Here is a 15,355-nt window from a genome sequence, read left to right on the forward strand (position 1 = left end):
GTAAGGGAAACGTGAGAACGGCCCCGTCGGCCCGAAGCGTAGAGTCAACGCGCGTAGCGCGACAGGGGGTTCATGGTTACGACCTGATTGCCATCAAGGAGGACTGATGGCAAAGGGGGACATTTGCAGGGGCGCGGGGCTGTGACATCTGCGGCTCCGCCGCGGGGCGCGATCAGCCACATTCAAGCCGCAGCCGCCAGACCGGGGAACCAACCGAGTTCATAGGCGCTCCCCCACCGCACCCCCCGGTTAACCTCGAACCCATGACCAGCGACGACACCGCCCGGCCGAGCGCAGCGGCCGGCGCAGCCGCCCGCAGTATCGAAACCCGCCTGGAACTCACCCCCGACCAGAAGGCCGCCGTCCTCGCCCTCCTCGACGAGGCCGCCGCGGTCGACGGCCAGCAGGCGGTGTCCGAGCAGGGCCGCCTCCAACTCCGCGGCGGCCCCCGCGAAGGCGTGGCCCACCTCCTGCTCACCGTCGGCGACACCCTGGTCGGCTACGCCCAGCTGGAGGACAACGACCCCGTCGAGGCCCCGGCCGCCGAACTGGTCGTCCACCCCTCCCACCGGGGCCACGGCCACGGCCGCGCCCTGGGCTCCGCCCTGCTCGCCGAGTCCGGCAAACGGCTGCGGGTCTGGGCGCACGGCGGCCACTCCGCCGCCCGCCACCTCGCCCAGGTCCTCGGCCTCACCCTGTTCCGCGAACTCCGCCAGATGCGCCGCTCCCTGGCCGATTTCGACCCGCCGGAGCCGGTGCTCCCCGAGGGTGTCACCGTCCGCTCCTTCGTCCCCGGCGACGACGACGCGGCCTGGCTCGCCGCGAACGCGGAGGCGTTCGCCCACCACCCCGAGCAGGGCTCCCTCACCCAGCGCGACCTCGACGACCGCAAGGCCGAGCCCTGGTTCGACCCGGCGGGCTTCTTCCTGGCCTTCAGGGGAGAGGAACTGGTCGGCTTCCACTGGACGAAGGCGCACGCCGCCGAGCAGCTCGGCGAGGTCTACGTCGTCGGCGTACGCCCCGGCGCACAGGGCGGCGGCCTCGGCAAGGCCCTCACCACGATCGGCCTGCGCCACCTCGCCGCCCAGGGGCTGCCCACCGCGATGCTCTACGTCGACGCGGACAACAAGGCGGCGGTGACCGTCTACGAACGGCTCGGCTTCGTGACGTACGAGACGGATCTGATGTACCGCAGCGAGACCTGACACGGCCGCGCGGACGCGGAGTTCTCCACAGGCGGGGGGCGGTGTTGTTGACACCGCCCCCTCTCTTGCACCACCCTTTTACTACTCAATTAGTGAAAGGGTGGTTGTTCGAGTGGTCGAGTACCGCATCGACCGGCGCAGCGGTGTCGCCACCTACGTCCAGATCGTCCAGCAGACCAAACAGGCCCTCCGGATGGGGCTCCTGGAACCCGGCGACCGGCTCCCCACGGCCCGCGAGGTCGTGGAGGCCACCGCGATCAACCCGAACACGGTGCTGAAGGCCTACCGCGAGCTGGAGCGCGAAGGCCTGGTCGAGGCCCGACGCGGCCTCGGCACGTTCGTACGGAAGTCACTGGGCACCGCGCCCGTCGACTCCGCGCTGCGGGCCGAGTTGGACGGCTGGGCCGTACGGGCCCGGGAGACCGGACTCGAACGGGACGACGTGGAGGCCCTCTTCACGGCCGTACTGGACGAACACTTCACGACGGACAAGCGAGATCAGGGGGACGAGGCATGACGGGGACCGCGATGGAGGCGGCCGCGCTCGGCAGGAAGTTCGGGTGGCGGGCCGGGGGCTGGGCGTTGCGGGAGTGCACGCTGCGGCTGCCGGCGGGGCGGGTGTGCGCGCTCGTCGGACCGAACGGCGCGGGCAAGTCGACGCTCCTGGCCCTGGCGGCCGGTCTGCTCACCCCCACCGAGGGCACGATCAGCGTGCTGGGCACGACCCCGGCGGCGGCCCGTGAGCGCCTCGCCTACGTCGCCCAGGACAAGCCTCTGTATCCCCAGCTGACCGTGGCCGAGACCCTGCGGCTGGGCCGCGAGCTCAACACCGGGCGCTGGGACCAGGCCGTCGCGGAGCGGGTGGTGGACGAGGGCGGCCTGAACCGGAACGCGAAAATCCGTTCCCTCTCCGGCGGTCAGCGCACCCGGGTCGCGCTCGCCCTCGCCCTCGGCAAGCGGCCCGAACTGCTGCTCCTGGACGAGCCGATGGCCGACCTCGACCCGCTCGCGCGGCACCAGCTGATGGGCACCCTGCTGGCGGACTCCGCCGAGCACGGCACCACGATTGTCATGTCCTCGCACGTGGTGGCCGAACTGGAGGGCTCCTGCGACCACTTGTTCCTGCTGGGCGGCGGGCGCGTCCGGCTCGCGGGCCCGCTGGAGGAGATCCTCGCCGCGCACACCCTGGTCACCGGCCCGGTGGGCGACCTCGCCCCGCACACGGTGGTCGAGTCCCGCACGACGGGACGTCAGCTCACCGCGCTGATCCGCCCGCAGGGCCCCGTCGGCGCCGACCGGCAGACCACCGAGCCGACCCTGGAGGAGCTGGTCCTCGCCCATCTCCGGTCACCCGAGGCCCCGGCCCTCACGATCGAAGCCGAAGCCGAAGCCTCAGCAAACGCCGAAGCCGACGCCGATCACACGGCCCGCTCGGGCGACACCAACGGGGCCGGGACCCGGGGAGCGGCCGTATGAGCACCACGTCCACGAAGACCACGACCACCGAGGCCACCGAGCCCCTGGGCACCGCCCGCTCCGGCGCCCCGTCCCCCGCCACCTGGTCCCCGTCACCGTCACCGTCTCCGTCCCCGACCCGTGGGCTGATCCGGGCGACGCTCAGCGTGCACCGGTCCGCCCTGTGGTTCTGGGGCCTGCTGGTGGTCCTCGTCGCCGCCGGACTGCTGTGGGCCGCCGGACCGGGCTACGACGCGGCCTGGGCTGCGTACGTGAAGAGCGGCTGCGCGGAGGCCGACTACTGCACGCTCGGCGCGGCCTACACGCGCTACGACACGGCCGTCTCCCTGGGCTCCAGGGTCCTCACCCTCGCCCCGCTCCTGATCGGCGCGTGGGCGGGCGGCTCCCTGATCGGCCGCGAGCTGGAGAGCGGTACGGCGAAGCTGGCCTGGACCCAGTCCGTCACCCCGGCCCGCTGGCTCGCCACGACACTCGCGGTCCCGGCCGCCGTGATCGTCTCCGGGACGGTCCTGCTGACCCTGCTGAACCGCCTGGTGTGGTGGCGCGAGGAGCGGCTGCGGCACGCGCTGGGGACCCGGGACTGGTTCGAGTCCGCCACCTTCGCCGGTCACGGCACCGTCGCCACGGCGTACGCCCTGCTGGGCCTCGCGGTCGGTGTCCTCGCCGGCCTGCTGCTGCGCCGCGCGCTCCCCGCGCTCGCCGTCGGCCTGGCGGGCACCGGCGTCCTGGCGGGCGCGCTCCAGTGGAACCGTCATCTGCTGTGGCCCACCGAGACCATCGTCTCCAAGACCGAAGAGTACGGCTGGACGGGCGAGCTGGTCGACCACGGCATCGTCACCGCGACCGGGGAACGCGTCTCGATCGGGGCCTGCGCGGAAGACGACTCCTGCACCGTCGCCTCCTTCTACGCCGACTTCCACCCCTCCGCCCACTTCTGGCCCCTCCACCTCGTCGGGACGGCCATCGCCCTCACCGCCACCGCCCTGCTGATCTGGGCCGCGTTCCGGCTGCTGCGCCGCCGTACGGGAGGGACCGTATGAGCACCGAGACCCTCACCACCACGCCCCCGGCCGGCACCGCCGCCCGCCGCGGCCTGATCTGGACCGTCTGGCGCGTGCACCGCCCGGCACTGCTGGTGTGGAGCGCGTACGTGCTGCTCATGGTCGGGTGGATGCTCTGGCTGCGGTACGTCACGGGCGCGGAGATACGCGCGGAACGGGCCGCCTGCCGGAAGCTGGAGAACGGGTGCATCGACCTCGGATCCGCCTTCGACTACGCCTCGGCCATGAGCACGATCGGCACCTTGATCGCCTACTCCTCCTACGGCGTGGCCGCCTGGGCGGGGGCCGCACTGACCGGCCGTGAGCTGGAACGGGGCACGGCCCAGCTGGCCTGGACCCAGTCCGTCACCCCGGTCCGGTGGCTCACCGTCAAGCTCGCGGTGCCCGCCGCCGCGCTGACCGTCGGCATGGCCGTGCTGGTGCCGGTCTACCGCTGGGCCTGGTCCACGGACCGGGACCTGCGCGGCGACGAGTGGTACTACACCGACCCCTTCCTGAACCGCGGCCCTGCGGTCCTGGCGTACGCCCTGTGCGCGTTGGCCGTCGGCGCCCTGGCCGGCATCGTCCTCAGGCGCGCGCTGGCCGCGCTCACCGTGGCCCTCGGCTTCATGGTCGCGTTCCACCTCTGGTTCGACGTGCGGTTCGACGAGCTGTGGCCCTCCACGACGCTCCGCGGCACCGCCGCCAGCAGGCTGCCGATGACGGCGGACCAGCTGGAGCTGGGCGCCGTCACCCGCTCCGGTGCCCGCGTCGACGACCTGAGCTGCTTCGACGCCGATGCCGACATCGACTACACCACGTGCATGAGCGGGAAGGGCTTCACCGATCTGTACGCCGAGGTGCACCCGGCGTCCCACTTCTGGCCCCTGCACCTCGTGGCGACCGGCATCATCCTCGCCGTCGGGGTCCTGGCCGGCGCCGCCGCCTTCTGGCTCCTGCGCCGTCGCGTCCGCTGACGGACGGCCCTCTGCGGGCACGCCCCTCCTACGGGGGGAGGGGCGTGCCGACGGCGTACGGCAGGTGAACGGCGCGTGATCGCGAGAAGGCGTACGCCGGGGTGCCGCGCACGCCTCCACGGAACCGGCGGTCCTCCCCCCGCTATCCCGCACGTAAGGTCTCCGTAACCGGCGATTCAGACGACCTTGCGACGCTTCCGCAATGAACCCCGTCGTGCCCGAGCCCTCGCCTCCCCCACGCAGCGGCCCAAGCAACGGGAACAGCACGGGGGACGACCCCCGCACGCCCGCGCCCGTCGCCCCGCACCCCACCCCCGATGTCGTCGACGTCGTGGCCCGCATCGACGCGGACATCGCCGAGAACACCGCGGCGAACGCCTCCTCGCGCGTCCCCGCCCTCCCTCCGGCCCTGTCCGACGCGCCTGTGATGCTCGCGGCGCGGAACAATGGTTCCATGAGCCAGTCCAACGCCCAGGCAGCCCAGGTCCAGCACGCGCAGCCGTCCATCGGCTCCATAACCGGCCACCGCCCGCACACGGTGTCCGCCGTGGTGTCCGACCTGGAACCCGACATCGACGCCGACCTCGACGCGTACGACGAGGACGAGCAGGGCGGCGAGAGGCTGCCCCAGGGCCGCTTCCTCGACCGGGAGCGCAGCTGGCTCGCCTTCAACGAACGCGTCCTCGAACTGGCCGAGGACCCGAGCACCCCCCTGCTCGAACGGGCGAACTTCCTGGCGATCTTCGCCAGCAACCTCGACGAGTTCTTCATGGTCCGGGTGGCCGGTCTGAAGCGCCGCATCGCCACCGGCGTCGCCACCAAGTCCGCCTCCGGCCTGCAGCCCCGCGAGGTGCTGGAGATGATCTGGGCCCGCTCCCGCGAGCTGATGGCCCGGCACGCCGCCTGCTTCCACGAGGACGTCGCCCCGGCGCTGGCCGAGGAGGGCGTGCACCTGGTCCGCTGGAGCGAACTGGAGGAGAAGGAGCAGGCCCGCCTCTTCACGCTCTTCCGCCACCAGATCTTCCCCGTCCTCACGCCGCTGGCCGTCGACCCGGCGCACCCCTTCCCGTACATCTCGGGTCTCTCGCTGAATTTGGCCGTCCGCGTCCAGAACCCGGTGACCGGCACCTCGCACTTCGCCCGCGTCAAGGTCCCGCCGCTGCTCTCCCGCTTCCTGGAGGCCTCCCCGGGCCGGTTCGTCCCGCTGGAGGACGTGATCGGCGCCCACCTGGAGGAGCTGTTCCCGGGCATGGAGGTGCTGGAGCACCACGCCTTCCGGGTCACCCGCAACGAGGACCTGGAGGTCGAGGAGGACGACGCCGAGAACCTCCTCCAGGCCCTGGAGAAGGAGCTCATGCGGCGCCGCTTCGGGCCGCCGGTGCGCCTGGAGGTCGAGGAGAGCATCAACCAGGAGGTCCTGGACCTGCTGGTGCGCGAGCTGAAGATCAAGGAGTCCGAGGTCTACCCGCTGACCGGGCCCCTGGACCTCACCGGCCTCTTCCGCATCGCCTCCCTGGACCGGCCCGAGCTGAAGTACCGCAAGTTCGTCGCCGGCGTCCACCGCGACCTCGCCGAGGTCGAGTCGGCGTCCGCGCCGGACATCTTCGCCGCCCTGCGCAGCCGGGACGTGCTGCTGCACCACCCCTACGACTCGTTCTCGACGTCGGTGCAGGCGTTCCTGGAGCAGGCGGCCGAGGACCCGGACGTCCTCGCGATCAAGCAGACCCTGTACCGGACGTCCGGCGACTCCCCCATAGTCAACGCGCTCATCGACGCGGCCGAGGCCGGCAAGCAGGTCCTCGTCCTGGTCGAGATCAAGGCGCGCTTCGACGAGCACGCCAACATCAAGTGGGCACGCAAGCTGGAGGAGGCCGGCTGCCACGTCGTCTACGGCCTGGTCGGTCTGAAGACCCACTGCAAGCTGTCCCTGGTGGTCCGTCAGGAGGGCGACACGCTCCGGCGCTACAGCCACGTCGGCACGGGCAACTACCACCCGAAGACGGCACGGCTCTACGAGGACCTGGGCGTGCTCACGTCGGACCCGCAGGTCGGCGCTGACCTCTCCGACCTCTTCAACCGGCTCTCCGGCTACTCCCGGCGCGAGACCTACCGCCGTCTCCTCGTCGCGCCCAAGTCCCTGCGCGACGGGCTGATCGCCCGCGTCAACAAGGAGGTCCAGCACCACCGTGCCGGACGTCCCGCGCACGTCCGCATCAAGGTCAACTCCATCGTGGACGAGGCGCTCATCGACGCCCTGTACCGGGCCTCGCAGGCCGGTGTGCCGGTCGACGTGTGGGTGCGCGGCATCTGCGCCATACGGCCCGGCGTCCCGGGCCTGTCGGAGAACATCCGGGTCCGCTCGGTCCTCGGCCGCTTCCTCGAACACTCCCGGATCTTCGGCTTCGGCAACGGCGGCGAGCCGGAGGTGTGGATCGGCAGCGCCGACATGATGCACCGCAACCTCGACCGCCGGATCGAGGCCCTGCTCCGGGTCACCGACCCGGCCCACCGGGCGGCACTCAACCGCCTGCTGGAGACCGGTATGTCCGACACGACCTCCTCCTGGCACCTCGGTCCCGACGGCGAGTGGATCCGGCACTCCACCGACGCCGACGGCCAGCCCCTGCGCAACGTCCAGGAGATGCTCATTGACGCCCGGAGGCGCCGGCGTGGCACAGCGACACCTTGACCCCACGAACCCCACGGCCGCTCCCGCGGATGCCGTCGCAGGCTATCTGCGGGAGCGGGCCACGGAGTTCCTCCGCGCGCTGCGCACCCACCGGGAGACCGGTGGGGGCACGGCGAACGGAAACGAGGAGTCCACCGACGCGGCGCTCGCCCTGCGCCGCTCGGCCCGCCGCATCAGCGGCACGCTGCACACCTTCCGCCCCCTGCTGGACGCCGACTGGTCGGAGTCCCTCCGTCCCGAACTGGCGTGGCTCTCGGGCACGTTGGGCCGCGAACACGCCTACGCTGCCCGCCTGGACCGCCTGGTCGGCGCCCTGAACCGGCTGTCGGGGGCGACGAACCTCCCGACGCAGGCATCGGTGCCGGCCCGCCCCGACACCGGTGCCGCTCCGATCGGCGCGGCACCGGGCGCGCGTGCCACCGGGGCGGCACGCGCGGGCGCGGCGGCAGCCGGCACCACCGGCCCGGGTTCCCGTCCCCCGGCCGCCCCGGACCGGGGCAACCTCACGGTCGGCGCCGCGAAAGCCGGCGCCCTGCTGGACCGGCAGCTCACCCTCGCCCGCACCCGGGCCCACTCGGCGGCCCTCCAAGCCCTCGGCTCCTCCCGCTTCCACGCCGTCGCCGACAGCGTCGCCGTCCTCGCCAGCGAGGTCCCCCTCACCCCCACCGCCGCCGCCATGGACCTGGGCCCCCTCGCCGCCGCCGCCCACGACCGCCTCCGCGACGCGGTCACCGGCCTCCCCCTGCACACGGCGGGCCACCCCTACAACGCCGAGGCCCTCATCCACGGCCTCTCCCCGGACACCGCGCCCCACCCCCAGGACGCCCCCTGGCACCAGGTACGGCTGCTGCTCCGCCTCCACCGCTACGCCCTGGAGGTCCTGCACCCCGAGGCCGTCCCCGTCGACGTACGCCTCCTCTCAGCGGGCGAGGCCCTCAACCGTCACCGTGACGCCAGCGAGGCGGCCTCCGCGGCGGCGGCCGCCGCGCGCACCCCGCGCATCGCCCCGGCCACGGCCTACGCCCTCGGTGTCCTCCACGCCGACCAGCGCCACGAGGTGGAGGCATCCCGGTTCGCGTTCCAGCAGTGCTGGCAGAAGGAGGCGGTGAGGACACCGTGACCGAGAACACCGACGGCGTCGTCCGAGCGGCCGGCTGCGTCCTGTGGCGCCGCTCCCCGGAGGGCGGGGAGCTGGAGATCTGCCTGGTCCACCGGCCCAAGTACGACGACTGGTCGCACCCGAAGGGCAAGTTGAAGCGCGCCGAGGACGCCCTCTCGGGCGCGCTGCGGGAGGTCGAGGAGGAGACCGGCCACCGGTGCGCGCCGGGGCCCCGGCTGTCCGAGGCCCGCTACTTCGTCAACGGCCGTGCCAAGACGGTGAGTTACTGGGCGGCCGAGGCGACCGACGGCGACTTCGCACCCAGCGCCGAGGTGGACCGGATCCTCTGGCTGGAGCCGACCGCCGCCCGTGACCGGCTCACCCAGCCCCGCGACCGGGAACTGGTCGACGAGTTCCTGGCGACCCTCCGCCACGCGTAGAGCTCCCGCCCCGAGCACCGCCGCACACCCCGCCACGCACCGCTACACCCCGGTCAGCGCGTGCCCCTCCGCGTCCGTCCGCGCCAGACTCCGCGCCCGCCGGGCCGGCCCCCGCCAGCCGCAGGTACAGCGAGCCACACAGAAGCGGCCCTGATCGACGGTGGTCGTACGGTGCTGCTGCTGCGGCGGTTCCGGCTCGTCCTGGTGCACCACACCCACAACGTTACCCAAGGCAAACAAGCCCACGCCCCACAGACTCTTTCAAGGCCGCACAGAACCCGGCCCCTTGACCGGGCGAAGCCCGTCAAGGGGCGCGGGGAACTGCGCGAGCAACCGCAACGCACCAGCGCCCGCCGACGAACCAGCCACCCCCACCCCCTCAGGCGCCCCTCCCCCACCCCTCACGCGCCCGGCGTGACGACCTCCCCCAACCGTCGTTATCCGAAACGACCACAGGAACCCGGCAAACCCGGCAGGGGATCGGCAGGCGATGGTGACGGCGCGGCACAGCAGGACGGGCGCGGCACTCGTCGCGGCGGGACTCATCGCCGGCGCGACCGGCGTCACCGGCTGCGCCCTCCGCGGCGTCACCGACGACCCCCTCCCCTCCGACCCGGTCGACCTCATGCACCGCGCCGCCCCCGCCCTGGTCCGCGCGGGCAGCTCCAAGGCCCGTACGGAGATGGAGATGGCCACCGGCGGCACCCGGGTGACCATTTACGGCGAGGGCGTCTACGACTACGGCAGACAGCTCGGCCGGCTCAAGGTGCTGCTGCCGCACGACCCCGCCGGCCGCAGCGAGCACCGCCCGATCACCGAACTCCTCGCCCCCGGCGCCCTGTTCATGAAGAACCGGGGCGCGGGCGTCCCCGCCGACAAATGGGTCCGCGTCGACACGGGCACCCTCTCCGACGGCAATCTGGTCACCGGCGGCGCCACCGACCCGTTCGCGGCGGCCGAGGTGTTGCGCGGGGCGCGCACGGCGCAACTCGTCGGGGAGACCAAGGTGGACGGCGTCCGGGTCCGCCACTACCGCGGCACCGCCGACCTCACGACCGCCTCCCGCGCCGCCTCCGAGGGCAACAGGGCCCCGCTGCGCGCCGCCGCCCGGGGCTTCGCCACGGCCCGCGTCCCCTTCGACGCCTACCTCGACGACGAGGGCCGCATCCGCAAGGTCCGCCACCGCTTCAGCTTCGTCAACGGCGGTGGCCAGGGCAGCGTCGCGGTCGCCTCGACGACCCTGCTGTTCGACTTCGGCGTCCCCGTCGCCGTACGCCTGCCGCGGCCCGAGGACATCTACGCCGGGAAGATCGCGGAGGAGTAGCCCCGGGTGCGGCGGACGGCGCTGGGCCGGAAATGGTCCGTTGGTGCCATGCGCGGGCTGTGGGCCGCTGCCTACCCTAGTAGTCGGTGACGGCAGAGAAGAGGTGATGCGCGTGGCTCCGGCAGGCGGTACGGCGGTTCAGGACCACGTGGCCCTCGCCGAGATCGAGCTCTGCGGCGACCTCATCATCGCGGCCTCCACCACCGACGGCGACCGCCTCAGCCCCGACCGCATCGACGAGGTCCTCCGCGTGTGGGAAGAACGCTCCCACGAGAACGACCCGCCCCGCCGACCGCCCTGTTAGCGGGCACCCGCGGCGGGAGCCCGCGCGGGGAGCCCGTACCCGGTGGCCGAAAAGCGACCCCCTGGACGGGCCCCCGGCCGCCCTCGGCCCCTCAGGTCCGCAGCAGCCGGCCGATCGCCTTCGTGGCCTCCTCCACCTTCGCGTCGATCTCGGCGCCGCCCTTCAGCGCGGCGTCGGCGACGCAGTGCCGCAGATGTTCCTCCAGCAACTGCAGCGCGAAGGACTGCAGCGCCTTGGTCGACGCGGAGACCTGGGTGAGTATGTCGATGCAGTAGACATCCTCGTCGACCATCCGCTGGAGCCCACGGATCTGCCCCTCGATGCGCCTCAGGCGCTTCAGGTGTTCGGCCTTCTCCTTGTGGTACCCGTGGATTCCACGGTCGTGGTCGGTCACCACCACCGGCTCCGCACCCGGCTCCACACCGTCCACCGCGGAGGGCACCTCGGCTCCGGCCCCTGTGGTCGTCATCGCAGCCTCCAGACATATACCCCTACCGGGTATATCGTATCGAACTTTGGCGGGTATACGCCCTGCGGGCAGCCCCCATGCCGACCCGTCTTCCTGATGGGCGACACTGGGGGACGGCCCATTAGCCGTGGCCGGATGATGCGCCTAGCATCAGCCTGACCGAAACCCATGCATACCGAGGACCCCACGTGCGCTTTCGTCTGACCCCCAGGGAGACGAGCTTCTACGACATGTTCGCCGCCTCCGCGGACAACATCGTCACGGGCTCGAAGCTCCTGATGGAACTGCTCGGGGCGGACGCGTCCGCCCGGGCCGAGATCGCGGAGCGGATGCGGGCAGCGGAACACGCCGGTGACGACGCCACACACGCGATCTTCCACCAGCTGAACTCCTCGTTCATCACGCCCTTCGACCGCGAGGACATCTACAACCTCGCGTCCTCCCTCGACGACATCATGGACTTCATGGAGGAGGCCGTCGACCTGGTCGTCCTCTACAACGTCGAGGAACTGCCCAAGGGCGTGGAGCAGCAGATCGAGGTCCTGGCGCGCGCGGCCGAACTGACGGCCGAGGCGATGCCCAACCTCCGCACCATGGACAACCTCACCGAGTACTGGATCGAGGTCAACCGCCTGGAGAACCAGGCCGACCAGATCCACCGCAAGCTGCTGGCCATGCTCTTCAACGGCAAGTACGAGGCCATCGAGGTCCTCAAGCTCAAGCAGATCGTGGATGTGCTGGAGGAGGCGGCGGACGCCTTCGAGCACGTCGCCAACACGGTGGAGACGATCGCCGTCAAGGAGTCCTGAACCCTTCATGGACACCTTCGCTCTGGTCGTGACCATCGGCGTCGCGCTCTTCTTCACGTACACCAACGGCTTCCACGACTCCGCGAACGCCATCGCGACCTCGGTGTCGACCCGCGCGCTGACGCCGCGCGCGGCCCTCGCCATGGCCGCGGTGATGAACCTCGTCGGCGCGTTCCTCGGCAGCGGCGTCGCCAAGACGGTCAGCGAGGGCCTGATCTCCACGCCCGAGGGCTCCAAGGGGATGGGCATCCTCTTCGCGGCCCTGGTCGGCGCGATCACCTGGAACCTCATCACCTGGTACTTCGGCCTGCCGTCGTCCTCCTCCCACGCCCTCTTCGGCGGCATGGTCGGCGCGGCCCTCGCCGGCGGTACGACGGTCTACTGGTCCGGCGTGCTGGAGAAGGTCGTCATCCCGATGTTCATCTCCCCGGTGGTCGGCCTGGTCGTCGGCTATCTGGTGATGGCGGGCATCATGTGGATCTTCCGCCGCGCCAACCCGCACAAGGCGAAGCGCGGTTTCCGGATCGCGCAGACCGTCTCGGCGGCCGGCATGGCGCTCGGCCACGGTCTCCAGGACGCCCAGAAGACGATGGGCATCGTCGTCATGGCCCTGGTCATCGCGGACGTCGAGGACTACGGCGACCCGATCCCGATCTGGGTGAAGATCGCCTGCGCGGTGATGCTCTCCCTCGGCACCTACGCGGGCGGCTGGCGCATCATGCGCACCCTGGGCCGGAAGATCATCGAACTCGACCCGCCGCAGGGCTTCGCGGCCGAGACCACCGGCGCGTCGATCATGTTCATCACGGCCTTCATCTTCAAGGCCCCCATCTCCACGACCCACATCATCACCTCGGCGATCATGGGCGTCGGCGCCACCAAGCGCATCAACGCCGTCCGCTGGGGCGTCGCGAAGAACATCATCCTCGGCTGGTTCATCACGATGCCGGCCGCGGCCCTGGTCGCCGCGACGAGCTTCTGGATCGTGAACCTGGCGGTTCTCTGACCGCACGGCGTCCGCCCCACCCCGGCCTCACGGGGTGTCGGCGGAGGCCCGCGGCCCGTCCTCCCGTTGCCGGGGCAGCCGCGGCGGACCCGTACGCGACGGGGCGTACGACCAGGTGCGCACGGCGAAGGCCAGCAGCCCGGCCGCGGAGGCGGTCACCGCCCAGACGAGCCCGAGCAGCAGATACGCGACCGGGTACGTGGCGGTGACCCCGGCCGCCGTCGCCGCCTGCACCGGCCCGTAGCTCGGCAACGCCCACAGCCCCGGCTGGTCGGCGGCGGGGTTGGTGATCGGGTTCTGCAGGCCCATGTCGACCAGGCTCGCCATGACCACGGTGAACATGCCCTCCAGCTCGCCCCGCACCAGCGCCCCGAGCAGGATGCCGAGGCCGCCGTAGACGAGTCCGGCGACGAACAGCGCCAGGGTCATGCCCCAGAACCGCTCCACCGGCCAGGCCAGCCACTGCACCAGCGCCGCGTACAGCGCGAGCAGGGCCGACACCGTGCACAGGCCGACGAACCGGGCCGCGACGAGCGAGGTGCGCGGGAACCCGGCCAGCACCAGCCGCCGGTCGAACGCGCCCGTCGTGAACGACGCCATGAACATCGTCAGCCCGACGATCATGGTGACGGCGTGCAGCGCCCCGGAGAGCTGGTTCACGTGGTCGGCGACGGCGACCACGTCGCGGGAGAGCGCGCCCAGCCGGAAGCGGATCTCGCCGGGGCGGGCGACCGCGTGGAACATCCGGTTCTGGAACGGCAGGAACCCCACCGCCAGCGTGATCGCCAACCGGTTCCGGCCGTGCCCGACGACCTCGAACCACAGCGCCGTACGGAAGGCCGCACCCCGTCGGCTCACCCCGCCGGCCTCTCCTCGACGACCCCCTCGTGGAGATGGCCGATCGTGTCGAAGCGGTCCCGGTCGTGGGCGATGTGCGAGACGACGAGGACGGACCTGCCCGCCTCGCGCAGCTCCGCCGTCAGCTCCCAGAACCGCTGGTAGGTCTCCCAGTCGAAGCCCTGGTAGGGCTCGTCGAGGACCAGGATCGGCGGGTCGTGCATCAGCGCGAGCGTGAGGTTGAGCTTCTGTCGGGTGCCACCGCTCAGGGTGCCCACCCGCCGGCCCCGGCACCGCTCGAAGGAGAGGACATCCAGCAGCCGGTGCGCCGTCCGCAGGTCGTCGAGCCGGTAGGCGACCTGGAAGAACCGCAGGTGCTGCTCGACGGTGAGCCGGTCGTTGACCACCGCGTGCTGGGGGCAGTACCCGAGCGGCCCGGCCCGCTCCACCGTCCCCGCGTCCGCCGTCAACTCCCCGACGAGCACCCGCAACAGGGTGCTCTTCCCCGCCCCGTTCTCCCCCACGACCCCCACCACGGCCCCCGCCGGCACCTCCAGCGACACCCCGCGCAACACCTTCGTCCGCCCGTACGCCTTGTGGATGCCGTCGGCCCGCAGACACACCGCCCGTCCCAACGGACTCCCCTCCCGTCGCCGCCCCCGAAGAACGCCAACGACCCCGCCCGACCGAGGTCACGCGCCCGAGGCCGGAGGACCAGCCCCGAAGCAGGCGGGCCAGGCCCGAAGCCGGTCGACCGGCCCCGAACGCCGACGGGCCCGCCCCCGGGAGCCGGGGGCGGGCCCTTTATCTACCTCGCGGCGGCACCGCCATGCAGCACCGCGAGGGGTCTTGGGAGGTCGGCCGGGACGACGCCGGCGCGGGCTCAGCCGAAGCGGCCGGAGATGTAGTCCTCCGTGGCCTGGACGGACGGGTTGGAGAAGATCCGCTCCGTGTCGTCTATCTCGATCAGCTTGCCCGGCTGCCCGACGGCGGCGAGGTTGAAGAACGCCGTACGGTCGGAGACACGCGCCGCCTGCTGCATGTTGTGCGTCACGATGACGATCGTGAAGCGCTCCTTCAGCTCACCGATGAGGTCCTCGATGGCCAGCGTCGAGATCGGGTCGAGCGCGGAGCACGGCTCGTCCATGAGCAGCACCTTCGGCTCGACCGCGATGGCGCGGGCGATGCACAGCCGCTGCTGCTGACCACCGGAGAGCCCGGAGCCCGGCTTGTTCAGACGGTCCTTGACCTCGTTCCAGAGGTTCGCGCCCTTGAGGGACTTCTCGACGACGTCGTCCATCTCGGACTTCTTCTTGCCGCCGACCAGCTTCAGGCCCGCCGCCACGTTGTCGTAGATCGACATCGTGGGGAACGGGTTCGGACGCTGGAAGACCATGCCGACCTCACGCCGCACGGAGACCGGGTCGACCCCGGCGCCGTACAGGTTCTCGTCGTCGAGCATGACCTTGCCCTCGACACGGCCGCCGGGCGTGACCTCGTGCATCCGGTTCAGCGTGCGCAGGAACGTGGACTTGCCGCAGCCGGAGGGGCCGATGAAGGCCGTCACGGTCCGGGGCTCGATGGCCATCGAGATGTCCTCGATGGCACGGAAGGAGCTGTAGTAGGCGTTGAGGCCGCTGACGTCGATTCGCTTGGCCATGTGAATCATTGCTTCTTTCG

General features: G+C 71.6%; 17 protein-coding genes. 12 read left to right on the forward strand and 5 right to left on the reverse strand.

What is annotated here, in order from left to right:
- The first annotated feature begins 263 nt into the window (after window positions 1-263).
- From mshD to L3078_RS21435, 8 genes are all read left to right on the forward strand, one after another.
- A complete protein-coding gene (mshD, locus tag L3078_RS21400; protein WP_239755612.1) occupies window positions 264-1,205 on the forward strand; it encodes a mycothiol synthase in 942 nt (313 codons plus the stop codon).
- Between the two features lie 112 nt (window positions 1,206-1,317).
- Entirely contained in the window at window positions 1,318-1,722 is a 405-nt protein-coding gene (locus L3078_RS21405; protein ID WP_239760404.1) for a GntR family transcriptional regulator, read from the forward strand.
- The gene (locus tag L3078_RS21410) at window positions 1,719-2,681 is read left to right on the forward strand and encodes an ABC transporter ATP-binding protein (protein WP_239755614.1); all 963 of its coding nucleotides are present in this window, start codon (window positions 1,719-1,721) and stop codon (window positions 2,679-2,681) included. The genes L3078_RS21405 and L3078_RS21410 overlap by 4 nt, the downstream gene beginning before the upstream one ends.
- Window positions 2,678-3,721 (forward strand): ABC transporter permease, encoded by a 1,044-nt coding sequence (locus L3078_RS21415; protein WP_239755615.1) that lies wholly within the window; start codon window positions 2,678-2,680, stop codon window positions 3,719-3,721. Before L3078_RS21410 ends, L3078_RS21415 begins: the two co-directional genes overlap by 4 nt.
- Window positions 3,718-4,698: an ABC transporter permease gene (locus L3078_RS21420; RefSeq protein WP_239755616.1), complete on the forward strand. Its 981-nt coding sequence runs from the start codon at window positions 3,718-3,720 to the stop codon at window positions 4,696-4,698. Before L3078_RS21415 ends, L3078_RS21420 begins: the two co-directional genes overlap by 4 nt.
- Window positions 4,699-5,152: 454 nt before the next feature.
- The gene (locus L3078_RS21425) at window positions 5,153-7,387 is read left to right on the forward strand and encodes an RNA degradosome polyphosphate kinase (protein WP_239760405.1); all 2,235 of its coding nucleotides are present in this window, start codon (window positions 5,153-5,155) and stop codon (window positions 7,385-7,387) included.
- Window positions 7,368-8,507, forward strand: coding sequence for a CHAD domain-containing protein (locus L3078_RS21430; RefSeq protein WP_239755617.1), 1,140 nt, complete (start codon window positions 7,368-7,370; stop codon window positions 8,505-8,507). Before L3078_RS21425 ends, L3078_RS21430 begins: the two co-directional genes overlap by 20 nt.
- On the forward strand, window positions 8,504-8,926 hold the full coding sequence (locus tag L3078_RS21435) for an NUDIX hydrolase (RefSeq protein WP_239755620.1): 423 nt from the start codon (window positions 8,504-8,506) through the stop codon (window positions 8,924-8,926). Before L3078_RS21430 ends, L3078_RS21435 begins: the two co-directional genes overlap by 4 nt.
- Window positions 8,927-8,968: 42 nt before the next feature.
- Here L3078_RS21435 and L3078_RS21440 read toward each other — a convergent pair whose 3' ends face one another.
- Window positions 8,969-9,139 (reverse strand): hypothetical protein, encoded by a 171-nt coding sequence (locus L3078_RS21440; protein WP_239760760.1) that lies wholly within the window; start codon window positions 9,137-9,139, stop codon window positions 8,969-8,971.
- Window positions 9,140-9,416: 277 nt separating this feature from the next.
- On the opposite strand from L3078_RS21440, the gene L3078_RS21445 reads away from it, so the two are divergent.
- Both L3078_RS21445 and L3078_RS21450 read left to right on the forward strand, forming a co-directional pair.
- Entirely contained in the window at window positions 9,417-10,250 is an 834-nt protein-coding gene (locus L3078_RS21445; protein WP_239755622.1) for an SCO4651 family lipoprotein, read from the forward strand.
- Between the two features lie 106 nt (window positions 10,251-10,356).
- On the forward strand, window positions 10,357-10,554 hold the full coding sequence (locus L3078_RS21450; protein ID WP_239755623.1) for a hypothetical protein: 198 nt from the start codon (window positions 10,357-10,359) through the stop codon (window positions 10,552-10,554).
- Between the two features lie 91 nt (window positions 10,555-10,645).
- Here the strand turns inward: L3078_RS21450 and L3078_RS21455 are convergent, their stop codons facing one another.
- Window positions 10,646-11,023: a metal-sensitive transcriptional regulator gene (locus tag L3078_RS21455; protein ID WP_239755624.1), complete on the reverse strand. Its 378-nt coding sequence runs from the start codon at window positions 11,021-11,023 to the stop codon at window positions 10,646-10,648.
- A 188-nt stretch (window positions 11,024-11,211) separates the two neighbouring features.
- On the opposite strand from L3078_RS21455, the gene L3078_RS21460 reads away from it, so the two are divergent.
- Together L3078_RS21460 and L3078_RS21465 are read left to right on the forward strand one after the other, a co-directional pair.
- Window positions 11,212-11,832 (forward strand): DUF47 domain-containing protein, encoded by a 621-nt coding sequence (locus tag L3078_RS21460; RefSeq protein ID WP_045555910.1) that lies wholly within the window; start codon window positions 11,212-11,214, stop codon window positions 11,830-11,832.
- A gap of 7 nt (window positions 11,833-11,839) precedes the next feature.
- A complete protein-coding gene (locus tag L3078_RS21465; RefSeq protein ID WP_239755625.1) occupies window positions 11,840-12,838 on the forward strand; it encodes an inorganic phosphate transporter in 999 nt (332 codons plus the stop codon).
- A gap of 27 nt (window positions 12,839-12,865) precedes the next feature.
- Here the strand turns inward: L3078_RS21465 and L3078_RS21470 are convergent, their stop codons facing one another.
- From L3078_RS21470 to pstB, 3 genes are all read right to left on the reverse strand, one after another.
- Window positions 12,866-13,696 carry a hypothetical protein gene (locus L3078_RS21470; RefSeq protein ID WP_239755626.1) on the reverse strand — a complete coding sequence of 277 codons (831 nt, stop codon included), beginning with the start codon at window positions 13,694-13,696 and terminating at the stop codon, window positions 12,866-12,868.
- Entirely contained in the window at window positions 13,693-14,310 is a 618-nt protein-coding gene (locus tag L3078_RS21475) for an ATP-binding cassette domain-containing protein (RefSeq protein WP_239755627.1), read from the reverse strand. The genes L3078_RS21470 and L3078_RS21475 overlap by 4 nt, the downstream gene beginning before the upstream one ends.
- A 248-nt stretch (window positions 14,311-14,558) precedes the next feature.
- Window positions 14,559-15,335 carry a phosphate ABC transporter ATP-binding protein PstB gene (gene pstB / locus L3078_RS21480; protein WP_239755628.1) on the reverse strand — a complete coding sequence of 259 codons (777 nt, stop codon included), beginning with the start codon at window positions 15,333-15,335 and terminating at the stop codon, window positions 14,559-14,561.
- Window positions 15,336-15,355 lie beyond the last annotated feature (20 nt).

Origin of the sequence: Streptomyces deccanensis (assembly GCF_022385335.1) — a bacterium.
GTDB classification, from domain to species: Bacteria; Actinomycetota; Actinomycetes; order Streptomycetales; family Streptomycetaceae; genus Streptomyces; species Streptomyces deccanensis.